The 19,027-nt window shown below is 63.8% G+C and carries 15 protein-coding genes; 6 read left to right on the plus strand and 9 right to left on the minus strand.

Annotated elements, in window-relative coordinates:
* Positions 1-391: 391 nt before the first annotated feature.
* Positions 392-955, minus strand: coding sequence for a DUF7344 domain-containing protein (locus EPL01_RS12170; protein WP_135825540.1), 564 nt, complete (start codon positions 953-955; stop codon positions 392-394).
* Positions 956-1,473: 518 nt separating this feature from the next.
* Between EPL01_RS12170 and EPL01_RS12175 the strand changes: the two genes are divergently transcribed.
* Positions 1,474-3,309 carry a S9 family peptidase gene (locus EPL01_RS12175; RefSeq protein WP_135825541.1) on the plus strand — a complete coding sequence of 612 codons (1,836 nt, stop codon included), beginning with the start codon at positions 1,474-1,476 and terminating at the stop codon, positions 3,307-3,309.
* Positions 3,310-3,321: 12 nt separating this feature from the next.
* Here the strand turns inward: EPL01_RS12175 and EPL01_RS12180 are convergent, their stop codons facing one another.
* The gene (locus EPL01_RS12180; protein ID WP_135825542.1) at positions 3,322-3,900 is read right to left on the minus strand and encodes a DUF7344 domain-containing protein; all 579 of its coding nucleotides are present in this window, start codon (positions 3,898-3,900) and stop codon (positions 3,322-3,324) included.
* Positions 3,901-4,245: 345 nt separating this feature from the next.
* On the opposite strand from EPL01_RS12180, the gene EPL01_RS12185 reads away from it, so the two are divergent.
* From EPL01_RS12185 to EPL01_RS12195, 3 genes are all read left to right on the plus strand, one after another.
* The gene (locus tag EPL01_RS12185) at positions 4,246-5,292 is read left to right on the plus strand and encodes a hypothetical protein (RefSeq protein WP_135825543.1); all 1,047 of its coding nucleotides are present in this window, start codon (positions 4,246-4,248) and stop codon (positions 5,290-5,292) included.
* 90 nt (positions 5,293-5,382) lie between these two features.
* Positions 5,383-6,345: a hypothetical protein gene (locus tag EPL01_RS22040; protein ID WP_210424137.1), complete on the plus strand. Its 963-nt coding sequence runs from the start codon at positions 5,383-5,385 to the stop codon at positions 6,343-6,345.
* A gap of 9 nt (positions 6,346-6,354) precedes the next feature.
* Positions 6,355-6,885 carry a hypothetical protein gene (locus tag EPL01_RS12195; RefSeq protein ID WP_135825544.1) on the plus strand — a complete coding sequence of 177 codons (531 nt, stop codon included), beginning with the start codon at positions 6,355-6,357 and terminating at the stop codon, positions 6,883-6,885.
* Here the strand turns inward: EPL01_RS12195 and EPL01_RS12200 are convergent.
* Positions 6,810-7,169 carry a DUF5658 family protein gene (locus tag EPL01_RS12200; RefSeq protein WP_135825545.1) on the minus strand — a complete coding sequence of 120 codons (360 nt, stop codon included), beginning with the start codon at positions 7,167-7,169 and terminating at the stop codon, positions 6,810-6,812. The genes EPL01_RS12195 and EPL01_RS12200 overlap by 76 nt on opposite strands.
* Positions 7,170-7,274: 105 nt before the next feature.
* On the opposite strand from EPL01_RS12200, the gene EPL01_RS12205 reads away from it, so the two are divergent.
* Positions 7,275-7,817 (plus strand): NUDIX hydrolase, encoded by a 543-nt coding sequence (locus EPL01_RS12205; protein WP_135825546.1) that lies wholly within the window; start codon positions 7,275-7,277, stop codon positions 7,815-7,817.
* Between the two features lie 13 nt (positions 7,818-7,830).
* On the opposite strand, the gene EPL01_RS12210 is transcribed toward EPL01_RS12205, so the two are convergent.
* The 3 genes from EPL01_RS12210 to EPL01_RS12220 all read right to left on the minus strand — a co-directional run bounded on the left by EPL01_RS12210 (position 7,831) and on the right by EPL01_RS12220 (position 11,024).
* Positions 7,831-8,880, minus strand: coding sequence for an NAD(P)-dependent glycerol-1-phosphate dehydrogenase (locus tag EPL01_RS12210; protein ID WP_135825547.1), 1,050 nt, complete (start codon positions 8,878-8,880; stop codon positions 7,831-7,833).
* 214 nt (positions 8,881-9,094) lie between these two features.
* The gene (locus EPL01_RS12215; protein WP_135825548.1) at positions 9,095-9,766 is read right to left on the minus strand and encodes a hypothetical protein; all 672 of its coding nucleotides are present in this window, start codon (positions 9,764-9,766) and stop codon (positions 9,095-9,097) included.
* 268 nt (positions 9,767-10,034) lie between these two features.
* Positions 10,035-11,024: an NAD-dependent epimerase/dehydratase family protein gene (locus tag EPL01_RS12220; RefSeq protein ID WP_135825549.1), complete on the minus strand. Its 990-nt coding sequence runs from the start codon at positions 11,022-11,024 to the stop codon at positions 10,035-10,037.
* A gap of 205 nt (positions 11,025-11,229) precedes the next feature.
* Here EPL01_RS12220 and EPL01_RS12225 point away from each other — a divergent pair, with 205 nt between their 5' ends.
* The gene (locus EPL01_RS12225; protein ID WP_246045689.1) at positions 11,230-11,994 is read left to right on the plus strand and encodes a GNAT family N-acetyltransferase; all 765 of its coding nucleotides are present in this window, start codon (positions 11,230-11,232) and stop codon (positions 11,992-11,994) included.
* A gap of 17 nt (positions 11,995-12,011) precedes the next feature.
* Here EPL01_RS12225 and EPL01_RS12230 read toward each other — a convergent pair whose 3' ends face one another.
* The 3 genes from EPL01_RS12230 to gltB all read right to left on the minus strand — a co-directional run bounded on the left by EPL01_RS12230 (position 12,012) and on the right by gltB (position 19,005).
* Positions 12,012-13,103 (minus strand): hypothetical protein, encoded by a 1,092-nt coding sequence (locus EPL01_RS12230; RefSeq protein ID WP_135825550.1) that lies wholly within the window; start codon positions 13,101-13,103, stop codon positions 12,012-12,014.
* A gap of 1 nt (position 13,104) precedes the next feature.
* A complete protein-coding gene (locus EPL01_RS12235; RefSeq protein ID WP_135825551.1) occupies positions 13,105-14,202 on the minus strand; it encodes a hypothetical protein in 1,098 nt (365 codons plus the stop codon).
* A 129-nt stretch (positions 14,203-14,331) separates the two neighbouring features.
* Entirely contained in the window at positions 14,332-19,005 is a 4,674-nt protein-coding gene (gltB, locus tag EPL01_RS12240; RefSeq protein ID WP_135825552.1) for a glutamate synthase large subunit, read from the minus strand.
* Positions 19,006-19,027: the final 22 nt, after the last annotated feature.

The raw sequence follows: 19,027 nt of genomic DNA on the forward strand, positions 1-19,027 counted from the left end.
GCCCATCAAGCGTTCGCTGGTGGACTGTTCCGCCGGTCGTCGCTCGGTGGATTTTCCGCCGTGGCGCGCGCTGGCGTCTTGCCGAGCAACGTCGTTCGAAAATCGAAGATTTTCGTGAGCACGCGAGAGCACAGCTCTCGCTGCCCTCGCGGGACGTTGTCCCGCTCAGTCACGAGAGCGTCGCTCTCGGACGACGAGGCAAGGCTCGGAAGACGCCGTCTTCAAGGCTGAAGCTAGCCGCTCGCCGGTTCTCCCTCTCGACCGCTGGCTTCCGTCGAGTCCCACCGATTTTCGCCGTCCCGATATCGCTCGGTCCGCTACCGTCTCGACCAGAGAAAGACAACTAAAGATATATTTGAGAAATAGACAGAGTTCTCAAATAGGTACAAAGTTAGTCCTCTAATTGGAGAATGAAGTCCGGCGCGGCGTTGTCGGCGCGCTGTCGCCACTGCCGGAGGTCGTAGGTGTGGGCCAGCGCAATCGTGCCGAAGGCGGCGATGACCAGCAGGGTGTACTGAACTCCAGAGACGAGCGTGAAGGGGTACAACCCCATCCAGACCGACGCCAGCGCGACGAGGCTGACCGCCGAGAGGACGAGGTACAGTCGGTGCCACGGGAGCGAGGTCTGCGGGTCGCTCGCCAGTTGGAGGTCGAGGCGGGCCGCCCGCTCGGTCGCTCGCACCACGCCCTCGTCGGGGTCGTAGTGAAGCACCCCCGCGGTCTCCAGTTTCGGGAGATGTGTCTGGTGGAGGGCGCTGTACACCGATTTGCGTTGGCTCGACGATACCTCCGATACTGTCGCGTCGTTCTCCCACGCGGCGACCTGTTTGGCGAGTTCACCGAGTTCGACCGGCCCGCCGTATCGTTGAAGGTAGTAGAGGACATAGCGTCGTCGGAGATTCTTCACGGCGTGGAAGACCTCCTCGCGGGACGGACGTGCTGTTTCGGAAGCCATTCGTATCGGCAATACAGAGTACGAAACGACGGATAAACCAGTTTGAACGTTTAGCGAACCAACGGGATTGTTCAGCGATTCAACCGAAAGTTGCCAGAGAGACCGCCCGGGGAAACTCGCCGTTCTGGCGGCCGGTTTCGATTCGAATCCGGTGGCGGAACCGCTCCGTCGGCGTCCGCGGCCCCCGCGACCGAACTGACCGACCGAGGAGGACTGAATCGACTGCCTCCTCGCGGCGGTCGGCGGACACCGCTCGGGAACCCGGCGTTACGCGCCTTCCATTGGTGGTTTCAACCGAGACCGAGATATAGTCTCCGTGTAAACTCAGTCGAATCACCGGACGGCATCGGTTTATCGAGAGAGCGACCAGAGACGGACGGTCGCCCTCGGTGGGAGCCTCCTCGTTGTCGGCGGAGCCTCCTCGAACTCGGTGGGAGTCGCGGCGAGGGCGCGCCTTCGACCCGGTTGGAGGTTCCGGAGTCCAAAACGCTTTAGCTGTCGGCTTGCAAGCAAGCCCCATGCCGGAATACGATTTCGAGCGGTATCTCAACGTGCGGAGCGCGAACACGCCGTCGTTCGGCCCCGACGGCGAGCGCCTGTCGTTTCTGATGGACACCACGGGCGTCCCGCAGGTGTGGCGACTCGACAGCCCCCAGACGTGGCCCCAGCAACTCACGTTCGAGGAGGAACGGGTCTCGTTCGCCGACTGGTCGCCCGAGCGCGACGAACTCGTCTTCGGGATGGACCAGGGCGGCGACGAACACACCCAGCTGTTCCGCCTCGACGGCGACGGCGAGACCATCACGCCCCTGACCGACCAACTCGACGCCATCCACAACTGGGGCGGGTGGAGCCACGACGGCGAGCGCTTCGCGTTCACGGCCAACCGGCGCGACCAGTCGGTGTTCGACGTGTACGTCCAAGGCCGCGACGAGCGGGGCGACGACGCCGAACTCGTCTGCGAGGGCGACGGCTGGTTCATCGCAACCGGGTGGAGTCCCGACGACGAGCGCCTCGCGGTCACGGAGATGCACTCTAGCTTCGACTACGACGTCTACGTCCTCGACGTCGAATCCGGCGACTTGAACCACCTGACGCCCCACGAGGGCGACGTTCGATTTCAGAACGTCAACTGGGGACCGGACGGCGAGGCCCTCTATCTCACCACTGACGACGGCGCGGACACGATGTACGCCGCGCGCCTCGACATCGAGACCGGCGAGATAGAGACCGTCGAGGAGGGCGGCGACTGGAACGTCGAGAGCCTGACCGTGGACGAGGACACCGGTCGGTTCGTCCTCGGTCGGAACGTGGACGGCTACACCGAACTCACGGTGGGCGAACTCACCGGCGAGACCGAGTACGAGGAGTTCGCCGACCCCGACCTGCCAAAGAGCGCGATGGGCGGCGGGACGTTCGACGACGACGCCGAGCGATTCGCCGTCACCGTCACCGGTAGCACCGAGAACACCAACGTCTACGTCGTGGACGCCGAGACCGGCGAGTCGGAACGCTGGACCGACGCCGCGACCGCTGGCCTCCCGAAAGAGTCGTTCGTGGAACCGGAGCTAATCCGCTACGAGACGTTCGACGGTCGGGAGATTCCGGCCTTCTTCTCGGTGCCCCAGACCGACGACGGCTCGGGGACCGAAGACGACGCGGCCGACGATGGCGGGATGCCCGTCATCGTGGACATCCACGGCGGTCCCGAGAGCCAGCGCCGCCCGACCTTCCACGCCGTCAAGCAGTACTTCCTCAACCGGGGCTACGCCTACTTCGAGCCGAACGTCCGCGGGTCGTCGGGCTACGGCAAGGCCTACACTCACCTCGACGACGTGGAGAAGCGGATGGACTCGGTGGCCGACATCGAGGCGGGCGTGAAGTGGCTCCGCGACCGCCCCGAAATCGACCCCGAGAGGGTCGTCGCCTTCGGCGGCTCGTACGGCGGATTCATGGTGCTGGCCAGCCTGACCGAGTACCCCGACCTCTGGGCGGCGGGCGTGGACGTGGTGGGCATCGCCAACTTCGTCACCTTCCTCGAAAATACGGGCGACTGGCGGCGCGAACACCGCGAGGCCGAGTACGGGTCGCTCGAAGACGACCGGGAGTTCCTCGAATCCATCAGTCCGACCAACAACATCGAGAACATCGAAGCGCCCCTGCTGGTCCTCCACGGCGCGAACGACCCCCGCGTCCCGGTCGGCGAGGCCGAGCAAATCGCCGAGACCGCGGCCGAACAGGGCGTCCCGGTCGAGAAACTCATCTTCGAGGACGAGGGCCACGGCTTCACGAAGCTGGAAAACCGCATCGAGGCCTACACCAAGATGGCCGACTTCCTCGACGAACACGTCTGAGGGACGCCCTCCTCAGACACTCGGCGGATGGTCGTCCGCGCCGAGTCGGGTTTTCCGGCCGTGATAGACGTGCGCCGCTCCCGAGAGCGTGAGCAGAACCGCCATCGCTCCGGCGAGCGCGACGCCCGGAACCTCCTCGAAGGGCGAGACGCCGACGGCCGCCGCGAGCGCGACCGAGGAGAACAGAAGCCCAAGTAGCAGGTAGTACTGGCTCCAGGAAATCTCGCCGCCGGGGACGATTTCGAGATACACCTGCAAGTCGACCAGTCCATCTGTCGCCGCGACCGTACTCCGCGAGGAGTCGAACTCGACCAGTCCGGCGTCGTCCATCTTCGGCAGGTGGGCCTGCTGGAGCGCGTTGTACACTCGCTTGCGCTCGGTAGAAGTCACCTCCTCGGGTCGCTTGTCGTTCTCCCACGCCGCAACCGTCCGGGAGAGGTCGCGCAACTCGGCCTCGCCGTCGGCGTCCAGCAGGTAGTGGACGACGTATCGGCGACGGCGGTTGCTCAGCATCTCGAAGACGACCTCCTGGGTGAACTCCTCTGGCGAGTCGGGTGCGGTCTCGGGTCGTTCGAGCGTTCCGGTTGACATTTTCTCGGTAAGTTCTCCCTGTCGGTTCGGGACGGTCGGTCAACGACAGCTTATCCATAATTTTCAGCCACCATTTATCTTCCGACGAGTTACAGTTTCGCTGGCGCTGAAACCATCTCTGTCGGAAAGGCGGCTTTCGTAATCAGGCTCCTAGGCCGCTCTCGGGTGCGGTTTTCCACCCTATAAGCACCCCTTAACGGACCTTCTGGGTCGGCATGTGCAACCTTCTCGGTTCGTATGGAGGACTTATCGGAGTGTATGGATAATGCGGGATAGGTCGTCGTAGTGAAACGAGTGCTCCCGGCCGACCGGGCCTCGGAGAGCACCCGAAAACACGACCTAACCATGAAATCGAATCTGGAACTCGACCGGCGGAAGGTACTGAGCACAGTCGGCGGCCTCGCGCTCGCAGGAAGCGGTCTGGCGGCCTTCACGGGCGGTGCGGCGGCGAAAGTCAGCACGGAGTTCACCGCGAACAACGCGGGCACGGTCACTTCGCCCGACGGTAGCATCCGGAAGGTGCTGGTGGACACGTCCGGCACCGTCTCGTGGAGCGGCTTCGACGCGACCGCGGAGACCGCCACGGTGACGCTCGAAGCCAAGGAGAAAGGCTCGCACCCCAACAACTACGCTCCGCTGACGAGCACGTCCCTCGCGGTCAACGGCCTCTCGGGCGAGCGGGACTTCCAACTCGATACGGTGGACCTCACCGAGCAGTTCGGCGACGACCACTTCGAGTCGGACACCGACGGCGAGAAGAAGACCACGGGCATCGACCTCCGGATTTCGGTGACGATTACGACCAACGGCGGGTCGCCCCACGACGCGAACGCGGCCGACACGATGTGGGTCGGCGCGGACAACGCCGCCTCCGACACCAACATCGACGGTGAGTCCGACGCGAGCGCGTCGAGTTACGACCAGAAGTTCTCCTCGCACGACGGAGAGAACGAACTCCTCATCACTCACGGCGACGAGACGTACACCTTCCATCTGGACGTGACGACGTGGAAGGACCCGAGCGCCTCCGGGTTCAACGACGACGCGGACAACTGGAACCTCGCTATCAACCTCAACGCGGCGGCCAGCGACAAGGCGAACTTCCAAGTCTCGCGCAAGCCCGACGGGTCGGTCGAAGTCACCCCCGCGGGTAGCTCCGGGTGGGGTTCGGGGAGCGCCCCGAGCAGTCTCGAAGCCAGCGCGACCGACGACGGGACGCTCACCGTCTCGGTCGCGGCCAGCGAGTTCGGCGGCACCTACAGCGTGATGGGACAGGCGACCGCCGGGGGCGAGTACCCCGCGACTCGCGTCTCGAATACCGAGGGCAAGGGCTTCAACGGACCGGCGTTCGACGCGAGCGACAAGTACTACCTCACCGTGAACGCGCCGTAAGCGTCCCTCGCACCGACGGTAGTCAGTTTCGCTGTCATCCACCGACCCGCGCTGGCCTCGCGGGGGTTCGACTCCCCCGGCGGGTCCTCCATGAACACCGACCGACGCCGATTTCTGGGCCTCCTCGCGGGCGTCGCGGCGGGCGGCGCTGGTGCCTCGGCGCTCGCCCGCACCGGCCGGGCCGACGCCGGAGCCACCTTCGCGGCGAGCGACGTGACCGTTCGGACTCACGACGGCGCGCTGGGCGCGCTGACGATTGCTCCCGCGGGGACCGTCTCGTGGTCGGGCCTCGAGGAGCCCGCCGAGAACGCGGCGCTGGTGCTGTACGCAAAACTCGACTCGGCGCTCCGGTACCGAGAACTCGACGGCCAGCGCCTCGACGCCGCCGGACTCCACGGCGAGACGGAATTTCGGTTCGAGACGCGCGACCTCCTCGACGGACGGGGGTTCTCGCCCGCCGACTTCACGCCCGACGACGGCGAGCGCCGGACTCGGACCGTCCGACTCAGACTCGGCGTCACGGTGTTCGGCGCAGACGAGACGGTCTTGACCTCCGGGTACGCCGACGCGACGTTCGACGTGACGGTCGAGAACCGCCCCGAGGAGACGGGGGCCGACGGCCGGGCCAACACCGGCGGCGAGGCCGAGAACGGCGGCGGGAGACCCACCGAAACCACCACCGAGACGACAACCACCACCGAGGAGACGGAAACCACCACCGAGGAGATGGAAACCACCACCGAGACCACGACTGCCGAAACGACCACCGCGACTGAAACCACCCCAGCCGAGACCACGACCACTACGACCGAAACCACCGCGACCACGTCCGAGACTACCACGACCGAAACCACCGCGACCACTACGACCGAGGCGACCACCGAGAGGGGCGACGGAGGAGACGACGGCGGGAAGGACGGGAGAAATAAAAACAGTGGGGGAGAAAAGGAAAATAGTAGTAAAGTAGATAGAAAATATAGTGAAGAAAATAAAAACAATGCCAGCGAGCGGAGCGACGCTGTCGCTTCGCTCGCGTCCGCTACCGGGGAGTGACCGACGTCGATGGCTCGAAGGGCGTTCCTCTCGGCGGTGCTCACCAAGCGCGGCGTCATCCTCGCGCTCGTCGTCGGGGTCGCGCTCCTCGGGGCGGGATTCGGCTTCCTGCCGGCGCTCCTCGGCGGGTCGGACGACCCCGGAGGCCCGGCGGACGGGGCGACGCCGACCGCGTCGGCGTCGGGTGAGACCGCCGAAACCGCGAGCGAGGAGAGCGGAACCGGGACAGTTGCGGAGCGCGGCGAGACGCCAGCGTCAGTTGCCACCACCGAGCGGTCGGACGGAACCGCGGGGTCCGACGGCGGGACGGCCGGGCGAACGCTGACGACGGACTCCGCGGGGACTGCCGACGGGACTGCCGAGGACGGGACTGAGGACGACGAACCCGACGACGAGACGGGCAACGGACCCGCCGAGGTAGGCGTCCGCGCCGAGAGCAACGCCTCGGCGTCGTCGCTGGCGGACTACCCCAGCAGGAGTCGGAGGTTGAACGCGGTCGTGAACCCGCCGAACGCCGCGAGGACCGCGGGCGGCGCGTAGACCACCACCGGGTCGTCGGTGTCGTCCATCGCGTGGGCCTGCACCCCGACGCAGACGACGAACACGCCGATTTTCAGGCCGACGAGTCCGGCGAGGCCGAAGGTGTCCACGGCGGCCCGAACCAGCGCGTTGGCCTCGCCGACCGACGAATCGAACGACAGGAGCGTGATGGTGGTCACCACGTCGCCGACGCCGTAGGTCGCGGCGGCGACGATCCAGAGCCAGTAGAACCGGTCGGTCTGCCCCTCGAACGCGGTGCCGTCGAGCCGCTCCGAATCAGCCATTCGGTGACACGTACCGAGACCGACAGTAAATTCCTGTCGGTCGGGGACCTCCTCCCGAGAAGCGGAAGCAGAAGCGGTTTTTCTCCCCGGGTCGAATTCACGAGCGTGACAGTCACCGAGCGCTCGCGCCGCCGAGTAGAGGACGCGCTCGACCGCCTCCGGGGAGCGTACGGTGACGAGGAAATCGACGTAGTCGAGAAGACGTGGCACCATCCGCCGGAGGCCTACGAAGGCGTCCGCCGACGATTCGAGGCCGGAACCCTCGGCGGGGGCGGCGTCTGGACCACCGACGAGGAGGGCCGGGTACTGTTGGTCCGTCACGAGGGCGACACCGCGTGGAGCGACCCCGGTGGCAAGCAGGAACCCGGCGAGAGTCTGGCGGCGGGTGCCCGGCGCGAGACCCGCGAGGAGACCGGCGTCGAGGTCGAACTCACGGGCGTCCGGCAGGTCCACCGCATCGAGATTCGAGACGAGAGCGGAGACGAGTTGCCGATTCATCGACTCATCGTCATCTTCGACGGCGAGCGCGTCTCGGGGGAGACACGTCCTCGGGAGGGCGAAATCGCCGAGGTGCGGTGGTGGCGCGAGCGCCCCGACGACCTGCTGTACCCGGAACTGGCCGAGTTTCCGATTCCGGCGGAAGACTGACGAAGCGCGTGTGTCAGATAACGCCCGTCGTGTCGGCCGCCTCGATGGCGGCGTCCTCGCTCATCCCGTTGCCCAGAATCGTGTAGCGGTCTCGAATCTCGTGGGCCGCGGTCAGCGCGGCGACGACCGTCTCGGGGTCGATGCCCAACTCCTCGGCGGTGGTCGGCGCACCGATGGTTTCGAGCGCCCGTCGGACGCCCTGCCAGTTGCCGCCGTGGAGGTACTCGGCGATGATGGTGCCGACCCCGACCTGATGGCCGTGGAGCGCGGCGTCGGGGACCATCCGGTCGAGTTGGTGGGAAAAGAGGTGTTCCGCGCCCGAGGCAGGCCGCGAGGAGTCCGCGATGGACATCGCCACGCCCGAGGAGACCAGCGCCTTGACGACCACCCACGACGACTGCTCTAACCCCTGCTTGATGGAGTCGGCGTTGTCCACCAGCATCTCGGCGGTCATCTCGGCCAGCGCCGCCGAGTAGTGCGAATACTCGACGTTCTGGAGTCGGTTGGCCAGCCGCCAGTCCTTGACCGCGGTGTAGTTGCTGATGATGTCCGCACAGCCTGCGGTGGTGAGTCGCCACGGCGCGTCGGCCAGAATCTCGGTGTCCGCGACGACCGCTAGCGGCGGCTCGGCGGCCACGCTGTGTCGAGTGTCGCCCTCGGGGACCGACCCGCGCCCCGAGACGATGCCGTCGTGGCTCGCCGCCGTGGGGACCGAGACGAACCCGGTTCCGAGGTCGTCGCTGGCCATCTTGGCGATGTCGATGGCTTTGCCGCCGCCGACGCCGACGAGGTAGCCAGCGTCCACGTCCTCGGCGACTTCGATGACGCGTTGGACCGACTCGAAACTCGCCTCCGAAATCTCGACGATTGCGGGGTCGTCGCCCGCCTCCTCGAAGTCCGCCGCGACGCGTTCGGCGGCGACCTCGCGGGGCGTGGGGCTGGTCACGACCAGCGGCCGCCCCTGCAGGTGGAGTTCCGAGACGGCCTCGACGGTGCGGTCGAGGACGCCGTGGCCGACTACCACGTTGCGTGGCAGACGAATCCACGTCGATTTGTCGAACATACCCGCTACTCTCTTGCGGGCGGGGAAAACAGTTTACCTCTCTGCCGGGGTGTGCGTGCCCTCGACAGGCGGTGGCAGGCTGGCGGTGGTGTCAGGCGATGATGGGCCGACAGGGCGAGCAGGCGGCGTCGAGAGAATGCTCCGGAGGGAAACAAATATATTTGTTAGAGGCTCAAATATGTTTCCTGAGGACAACAGCACAATCGTCTGCGCCTTACTCTCGTAGCGTCCCGCGCGAGGAGCGCCACTCCGACTTCGCCGGGCACTGGTCCTTCCGGAGCGCGTGGCGGACCGCCAGCACGTGTCGGGCGAACGCCGCGACCGCCAGCAGGGCCGCGCCGACGACCGCGTTCTGCGAGAAGCCCGCAATCGGTCCCGCGACGAACCACTCGGGGAAGAACACCGCGCCGGAGACGACGAGGAACCACGCCGTCGCGCCCGCGGCCTGTAACACCGCGAGTCCGATAGTCGCGCGCTGGACCAGCGACGCGCGCAGAGTTCGACCGCGGACGACGTTGTCCGCCGCGGTGAGCCGCGGCACCAGCGCGACGGCGAGCGCGAGTCCGGCCCCGACGACCCCGAGGAGGCTGTCGGCGAACTGGACCGCTGCGAGCCAGCCGACCCACAGCAGGGTCTCGGCGAGCGCGAGTCCGGCGACCGCTTGGGCCGGAATCGGCCGACTCCATCCGTTGACCGTGACGTGCGACAGCAACGCCTCTACCAGCATCCCGGCTGAGAGGCCGACCACCCCGACCAGCGCCGTCGCGGAAACCGGCTCGGCGTCGCCCACCAGCCCGAGCCAGACCGACAGCGCCGTAACCTCGACGACCGTCAGGAGGACCACCCCGACTCCTCTGACGGTCGCCCGTATGGCCTCGCGTATCATCGTCGGACCGGCGAGGACGGAGACGTTCGGCGGCGACGATACAGTAGCATAGTCCGACGAACGATTGCAGGGGTGTTTGTTATCAACCGCCTGAAAGCGGTAGCGCAGCCCTGCGAACGGTCTCAAACCCGGATTAACGCCCCGCTCGGCGGCTTCAGAAATCGAGAGTCGAGTATACGATTTCCACCCGACACGATTGTAGGGAGAGGACGGTCTGACGCTCGCCGGAGAGACAGTCTGACTCCCAGGAGAAACGGTCTGTCCCGATTCAGAGCGTGTCCAGCACGCCCAGCACGCGCTCCTCGGCCTCGCGGCCGGGGTCGTACTCGCTCCCGTCGCGGTCGCTGTCGAGGGACTCCTCGACCGTCTTCTCCATCGCCTCGTCGAGCGGCGTCGAATCCCACCCGAGGGCGGCCAACTTGTTCGTGTCCAGCACGTGGGGGTAGTCTCGATAGAGGATGAAGTCCTCGAACGAGAGGTCCGCCGCGGCGAGTTCGCGCTCTCCGGCGTGGACGATGTCGATTTGGGTATCCAGCGCGTCCGCGACGAGTTCCAGCATCTCGTCTATCGTCACGATGCGGCGGTCCCCGACGTTGTAGGACTCGCCGGGCGTGCCCTCCTCGGCGACGGTCCGGAGCGCACTCGCCACGTCCTCGACGTAGGCGCGGTGCCAGACGTTGTCGCCGTCGCCGGGCACGACCACGCGGTCGTAGTTGGCGACTCGGTGAATCCAGTAGTCCAGTCGCTCGGTGTAGTCGTGGGGGCCGTAGACGATGCAGGGCCGGACGCTGTAGGCGTTGACGCCCCGCTCTGCCGCGGCCCGAATCGCTCGGTCGCCCTCGGCTTTGCGGTTGCCGTAGGTCTCACCCGAGTCGTCGGTGGCCTGTTCCATCGTGCAGGGCCGGAGTTCGGTCTCGCCCTCGCGCTTGGGAATCTCCTCTCTGCCGTAGGCGTCGCCCGACGAGATGTAGACGTAGGCGTCCGCGTCGGAGAAAATCTCGGTCGCGGCCCGGACCTCGCGGGGTTTGTAGGCCACGCAGTCGAAGACGGCGTCGGGTTCGACCTCGCGGCGGGCCTGTTCGAGCGCCGATTCGTTGGTCCGGTCGCCCTCGTGGTGAGAGACGCCCTCGGTGTCGGCGAAGGGGTTGTCGTGGTTCCCGCGGTTGAAGATGGTCACGTCGTAACCGTGGTCGAGCAACTCCGAGACGAGGTGGCGGCCGATGAATCGCGTGCCGCCGACGACGAGTGCGGTGTCCATGCCCGGGCTTGGTCGCCCCGTTTGAAAGGCCTACTGGAGTCGGAAATCCGCCCGGACGACCGAATTTGACGAATCGACAGTTCTCTCTGAGAACCGAAACGATTGCTTCGGGCTCGCGGAAAAATCCACCGCATCGTCCTACTTTCGCCTGATTTGCGCGAATCGGGTACAACGTTTATCAATGAAAACCACGAATAAGAGTAGCATGGGACAGAGAGAGGCCGAGTCAGACGGAATCGAAATTCGGGAAGCCGAAACCGGTGACGTCGAGGGGATTCGAAACGTCGCGCTGGAGTCGCTCCGCGCGTCCTACGCCGACGTCCTCGACGAGGAGGTCATCGAAACGGCGGTCGAGAAGTGGTACGACGACGACGCGATGGACGCCGAACTCGAAGAGGAGGGGATGCTCTACCTCGTCGCCGTCGCGGGCGACACCGTCGTGGGGTTCTCCCAGAGTCTGGTCCCCTCCGAGGACTCCACCGGGACCATCCTCTGGTTGCACGTGGACCCCGACAACCGCGACCAGGGCGTCGGCTCGACCCTGCTGAAACACACCCAAGCCGTCCTCTCGGAGCGCGGCGTCGAACACGTCGCCGCGGAGGTGCTGGCGGGCAACGAGAACGGGACTCAGTTCTACGAGGCGAACGGCTTCGAGCGGACCACCGAGCACGAGACCGAAATCGGCGACGGGACCTACACGGAAGTCGTCTACGTCCAAGAGGGCAAGGAGAAGTTCGAGGCCCGCGAGTACGACGGCCAGACCCTCTACGTCAACTGGGTCGAGAGCGACCGCGGGTCGAAAGCCCCGTTCTACGCGGCCTACAGCGACGAGGGCGGCGAGGACCTCTTCGGCTACTTCTGTTCGAACTGCGAGAGCTTCGACACCGCGATGGACTCGATGGAGCGACTGGAGTGCAATAACTGTGGGAATACGAAGAAGCCGGTTCGGTGGGACGCCTCGTATCTATAGCCTGCTAACACCGACACCTACTCTTCGAACTCAGAGAGTTCAGTCTGCTTTCCGATTTCGGATACAGCTTTTTGTTTGCAGTCTTCGCGTAACTCGTCTTTTAGACCTTTAATCCGCCATTTCACCCATTTGTTTTCTAAAGCTTTTTCAAGGTCATCACGAGCAGTATAATTTGAGACAATTTTGTACTCAGCACGGTCATCCTCCCATTCAGACAAGAAGTTGATATTCTTACCACCTTCAATCAAATCATCAACGATTCTCTGAATACGGTCTTCCCGGTAATTTAATGTACTATTTGATACATATTCTGCGATATCTTTACGGTCTACACATGGATACCGTTCTTCAACCCGACGTGCTTGAACAACGATCCGAAGTCTATCAACGATTGTAGAAGTGGGTAAGATATCTGCCTGACCGAAACTTGTCCTAATCCGGTCTAACTCGGAGTTGAGAGTTTGTACAGAATGGGTAAGTCTTCGATCAAGTTCTGCTAGCATTTTATCTGGTTGTTCGGATGAGAGATTATCGGGGAACGTCTTTGGTCTAGCTTGATTCACCCATAACGTATCAGAGTGAGGATCAATAACCCATGTGATGATATCTTCTCCCTCTGCGGCAATCTCTCTCGCAATTTTATCCCCGTGTTGGACATATGTCACCAATACGAATTCAAAATGGGTGATATCATCTCCAAGATACTCCTCTTCTAAATACTCTTTATGCTGATTGGCTTGTTCTTTTCGTTCAGATAGTTCATTTACCACCCTTGTTGCATTGCTCGGAATGGATGATTTAGCTTCGCCCAAGATAACATGGCCATCCATATCATAGAGAAGGAAGTCAACATTTTGAACTCCTAATTCCTCAAGTGGTTCGGCAGTAATGAATTTGTATCCTGCTGGGGCACCCTCAGCAAAGGGGAAGATCGCGTAGCTGATTAGTTTACGATGTTGACGTTGAGTGTCAATTTCTTTTCGTAGGTTTTCGCGCTTCGATTTCTCTGGAAACTCCCTGAGTTTCTGTTCAATACATTTTCCATATATACCTCGAAACTTAGTCTCATGACCCTCTGGCACCGATTCAGGAGGATCAATGTTAGTCATATTAAGAGGCAGACTGGGTTTCGTAGAGGTGCATCTTTGCCCCGCCGTCTAACAGCTGTATTATAGCTAAATAAAACTCTACGAGGGAGGGAAATGAACAATCTTGCTTTGGAACAATGCGCATTGAATCTTCGGTAGCACTTACGTTAAAAAGCGATCCTCTAGTCTCATCAGCTACCTGTGCAGAAAAATCAAGTGAACCCGCTTCTGCTGTGACATCCGAAAAGCTAAAATTCAGTTCATCGCTATTTCTAGTCCCTCGAAGAAAATTCTCGGCTTGCAACAGGGTAACCTCTTGATCGAAGACAATTTCTCCCGAGCTAACTTCCGGTACTGTAATTTTCAAGTTTCCCGGCATCACCTCTTTTTTTTCGAATTTTATGCTTCTAGCAACATCTCGTAAGTTAAGGACGTTTTGAACAACTTCGCGCACTAGTTCAAATAGAATCTCAAAGCTTTCTTTATTTATCGTTAAGAGAGTAAACTTCCCAGAAGTATCAATTTTGATTTGAACATTTTCGTGTTCGTACTGAATTCGAGTTGGAACGACTCCATACTCATCCCGAAACTCATCTAATCGCTCTCTTCCGTCGATACCTCTATACTCAATTTCACGGTCAACATCCGGACGAATTCTTGCATCTGCTAAGCTAGGAACTCGCTTAGATTTAAATTCTGATATACGCATGTCCTCATACCGAGAAAGAACAATTTCATTCATTTGCTGAAAGTCTTCGGTCATAATTGGCATTGGGGAGAGATGCTCACTTCGTTCAAAAACAGGTTGAAGTGATTGTCTTATTGCTTCTTCAGTTTCGGCAGTAATGATCATTTGGAGATCTTGTTCGTACTCACCAACGTAGAATTCAGCTATCTGTTCCGCACCTTTTCGATTCACATATTCCCCCACAAACTTTGTAACCTCTCCGAAATCCTCAACTTCATAATGCCCCTCTAGATATTCTTCCCATCCATCCTCAGAAAGATAGAAGAAGGATTTAATCTGATTATAGTGATAGCCCTTTAGCACAGATTCAGATGACTCTATGATAACCCGGCAGAACTCACGTAGTGTATATTGGTCATCTGGAATGTGCATCGGGAACTGAAGTCTTCTCTTATCAAATCATGACACGGAGGGGTACATATTAGTTGCCCATTCGGAGTGGAAGTGAAACTGAAGCGCTTCTGCTTAGACCTTCAACTATCGTGAGATAGAAAATAACCGCTAGTCCGCCCCGCTCTGCACCGCCCGCCCGCCTTCCTCACGGACCTGCGCCTGCGGCGGCAGCGAGTTCCGCACGTCCTCGCGGCCCTCCTCGGTCACGGCCCGAGCGTAGGCCTCGGGCATCACCTTCACGAACTGCGAGAGCGCGGCGTCCCAGTTGTCCAGCAGCTCCGCGGCGCGCTCGCTGTCGGTGTAGGCCGCGTGGTTCTCCACGAGGCGGCGGAGGACGCGCTCGTCGCGCTCCGAGAGGGAGCGTTCGAGGCCGACCATTCCCTCGTTGAGGCTGTCGGCGAAGTCGCCGCCGTCGTCCAGCACGTAGGCAATCCCGCCGGACATTCCCGCGGCGAAGTTCTTGCCCGTGTCGCCCAGCACCGCCACGACGCCGCCGGTCATGTACTCGCAACCGTGGTCGCCGACGCCCTCCACGACGGCCTTCACGCCGGAGTTGCGGACCGCGAATCGCTCGCCAGCGACGCCGTTGACGTAGACCTCGCCGCCGGTCGCGCCGTAGAGCGCGACGTTGCCCACGACGACGTTCTCGGTGGGGTCGTAGGCCGCCGAGTCGGGCGTCTCGACCGCGATGCGGCCGCCCGAGAGGCCCTTGCCGAGGTAGTCGTTGGCCGCCCCTTCGAGGAGGAAGTCCACGCCCGACTGGAGGAAGGCACCGAAGCTCTGGCCCGCGGTCCCCCGGAACGAGACCGAGAGCGTCCCGTCGGGCAGGCCGCCCTCGCCGTGAATCTCCGAGATGCGCCCCGAGAGCATCGCGCCGACTGCGCGGTCCTGATTGGCGATGTCGGCGTCGAGCGCGACCGGTTCGGCGTCCTCGACTGCCGACTCGGCGGCGTCCAGCAGGTCCCGGTCGAGGAGGTCCCCAATCTCGTGAGTCTGCTCCCGCGTTTTCGTCCGCTGGGGTTCCGCCCCGTGGTCGGCCGGTTCCGCGATGACTCCCGAGAGGTCCAGTCTGCTCGCCTTCGGGTGGTCGGTCTCGCGCTGTTCGAGGCACTCGACGCGCCCGACCATCTCCTCGACCGACTCGAAGCCGAGTTCGGCCATAATCTCCCGAAGCTCCCGGGCGATGAACGTCATGTAGTTGACGACGTGTTCCGGTTCGCCGGGGAAGCGCTTGCGCAGGTCCTCGCGCTGGGTGGCGACGCCTACCGGGCAGGTGTTCTCGTGGCACTGGCGGGCCATCACGCAGCCCGAGGTCACGAGGCTGGACGTGCCGAAGACGTACTCCTCGGCCCCCAGAAGCGCCGCAATCGCCACGTCGCGCCCGGTCTTGAGTCCGCCGTCCACGCTGACCCGGATTCTGGAGCGCAGGCCGGTCTCCCGAAGCATCTGGTTGGCCTCCGCGAGGCCCAACTCCCACGGCAGGCCAGCGTGCTTGATGGAGGTCCGGGGACTCGCGCCGGTGCCGCCCGAGTGTCCCGAGACGTGGACCACGTCGGCGTTGGCCTTGGCGACCCCCGCGGCAATCGTCCCGATGCCGTCCTCCGACACCAGCTTGACGTTCACGTCGGCGTCGGAGTTCGCGGCCTTCAGGTCGTGGACCAACTGCTTGAGGTCCTCGATGGAGTAGATGTCGTGCTGTGGCGGCGGCGAGATGAGGCCGACACCCGGCGTGGCGTACCGGACGTGGGCTATCATCTCGTTGACCTTGCTTCCCGGCAGGTGGCCGCCCTCGCCGGGTTTCGAGCCTTGGGCCATCTTGATTTGAATCTCGTCGGCGTTGGCGAGGTAGGCGCTCGTGACGCCGAACCGCCCCGAGGCGACCTGCTTGACGTTGCACTCGCGCTCGGTGCCGAATCGCTCTGGCGGTTCGCCGCCCTCGCCGGTGTTCGATTTGGCCCCCAAGCGATTCATCGCAATGGCGTTGTTCTCGTGGGCCTCGGGCGAGAGCGACCCGAGGCTCATCGCCGCGGTCGAGAACCGCTTCACGATGGACTCGACCTCCTCGACCTCCTCGACCGGAATCGACTCCCGGTCTTCCGAGTCGAAGTCCAGCAGGCCGCGCAGGGTCCGCGGGCCGCCGTTGTGGTCGTTTGCGGCCTCGGCGAACTCGGCGTAGGTCGATTCGTCCCCCTGCCGGACCGCGCGCTGGAGGGTGCCGACAGTCTCGGGGTTCCACTCGTGACGGCGGCCGTTCGACCGATGCTCGAACTCGCCCTGCAGTTCGGGTTCGGGGGCGTCATCGCTCTCGTCACCCTCGCTTTCGCCGTCACCCTCACCGACGCCGCCCCGGCCATCGAACGCCTTCCGGTGGCGCTCTCGGAGGTCGTCCTCGACGCCCTCTACGCCGATGCCCTCGGTACGGGCCGGAGTGCCCGCGAAGTACTCGGCCACGAAGTCCGAGTCCAAGCCCACGGCCTCGAAAATCTGGGCACCGCGGTAGCTCTCGACCGTCGAGATGCCCATCTTCGCCATCGTCTTCTGGAGGCCGTCTTCGAGCGCGTGGACGTAGGCCTCGATGGCGTCGGCTTCGCTCGCTCCCTCGGGTCCGGACACGATGTCGGCGATGGACTCGAAGGCCAGCGTGGGGTTGACCGCGCCAGCGCCGTAGCCGACGAGGCACGCGAGGTGGTGGACCGTCCGGGGGTCGCCCGACTCCACGACGAGGCCGGTTCGGTTCCGGAGGCCGTTCCGGACGAGGTGGTGGTGGACCGCGGCGGTTGCGAGGAGACTGGGAATCGCAAGCCGGTCGGGACCCACCTCGCGGTCCGAGAGGACCACGATTTCCGCGCCCTCCTCGACGGCCTCGCTGGCCTCCTCGCGGACGCGCCGGACCGCGGCTTCGAGGTCGGCGTCGTCGCTTCCGGGGTAGGTAATATCCACGGTCGCGGTCGGAATCTCGTCCTGCTCGCGCATTTCGGTCGTCTCGGCGTCGGTCAGGACCGGCGAGTCCAGCACGAGTTGGCGGGCGTGGGCCGGGGACTCCGACAGGAGGTTACGCTGGTTGCCCAACCTGCTTTCGAGGCTGGTCACGCAGTCCTCGCGGAGGTAGTCGATTGGCGGGTTCGAGACCTGCGCGAACAGCTGCTTGAAGTACGAGAACAGCGGTCGGTCGAACTCCGAGAGGACCGATAGCGGCGTGTCGTCGCCCATCGACCCCACAGGGTCCTTTCCGTCCTCGGCCATCGGTTCGAGCAGCTGGTCCAACTCGTCGCGGGTGTAGCCGAAGGCGGTCTGGCGCTCGCGGAGACTGGCGTCGAGGCGCGCGTCGGGGGTCGCCGAGGCCCGCGGGTCGTCGGCGTCCGCGTCGAGTTCGACCTGTTCGCTCTCGACCCACTCGCCGTACTTCTCGTCGGTCAGGTCCTCGAAGACCTCCTCGTCGGGGACGACGCGGCCCTCCTCGGGGTCGGCCAGAAACAGTTGGCCGGGTTCGAGTCGGCCGCGGTCCCGAATCTCGCTCTCGTCGGTGTCGAGCGCGCCCGCCTCGCTGGCCATCACGAGGCGGTCGTCGGTCGTCACGTCGTACCGGCAGGGGCGCAGGCCGTTCCTATCGAGGACCGCGCCGACGCGCTCGCCGTCGGTCGCCGCGACCAGCGCGGGACCGTCCCACGGTTCGAGGAGGGAAGCGTGGAAGTCGTAGAACTCCTTTCGCTCCTCGGCCATCTGGTCGTCCTTGCGCCACGCCTCGGGGACCATCAGTCGGAGCGCGTGGGGGAGTTCGCGGCCGCCCCGCAGGAGGAGTTCCAGCGAGTTGTCCACCGCGGCGGTGTCGCTTCCCTCGGGGTCGGCGACGACCGGGGTCACGCTGTCAGCGTCGAAGGCGTCGGATTCGAGGTCGTTCTCCCGGGCGCGCATCCAGTTGACGTTGCCCCGGATGGTGTTGAACTCGCCGTTGTGGATGACGCGGCGGTAGGGGTGGGCGAGGTGCCACGCGCCGAGGGTGTTGGTCGAGAACCGGGCGTGGACCATGGCGAAGGCGGTCTCGAATCGCTCGTCGCGCAGGTCGGGGAAGTAGTCCGGCAGTTGCTCGCCCTTGAGCAGGCTCTTGTAGACGACCGTCTGGCGGTCGAGCGAGCAGACGTAGAACCGGTCGGCCCCCGCAACATCGACGCCGCCGACGGAGCGTTCGAGGACGCGCCGGGCGACGTAGAGTCGGTCGTCGAAGGTCTCGGGGTCGAGCGACTCGTCTCCCGCGGGTCGGACGAAGCACTGCCAAATCGCGGGTTCGCAGTCGAGCGCGGTCTTGCCGAGGTCCGAGTTGTCGGTCGGGACCTCGCGCCACGCGAACAGGTCGAGGCCCTCGTCGGCGAGAACGTCCTCGGCGAGCGTCTGGAGTCTCTCGCGGGCCGGGTCCGATTTCGGGAAAAATACCGTGCCGACCGCGTACTCGTCGGGGTTGGGAAACTCGCCAGCGAGGTCGCCGCCAATCTCGTCGGCGAAGAACTCGTGTGGCTTCTGCAAGAGGACGCCCGCGCCGTCGCCGGTGTCCTCCTCTGCGCCGGTCGTGCCGCGGTGTTCGAGGTTTTCGAGCAGTTCGAGGCCGTCGGCGAGGACGCCGTGGCCGCCGCCGTCGGCGAGGTCCATCACGACGCCGACGCCGCAGTTCGCGCGGTAGTCCTCGGGGTCGGCGAGGAGAGCGGTGTCGGCTTGCTGGTCGGTTCGCACGCCGGTTCGACCACCCGGTCGGGATTGGTCTCCGGAGTCGGAAGGTGGGTACTCGGTCATGGACTAACAATCCGCGAACCCC

This window comes from Halorussus ruber (assembly GCF_004765785.1).
Taxonomy (GTDB): domain Archaea; phylum Halobacteriota; class Halobacteria; order Halobacteriales; family Haladaptataceae; genus Halorussus; species Halorussus ruber.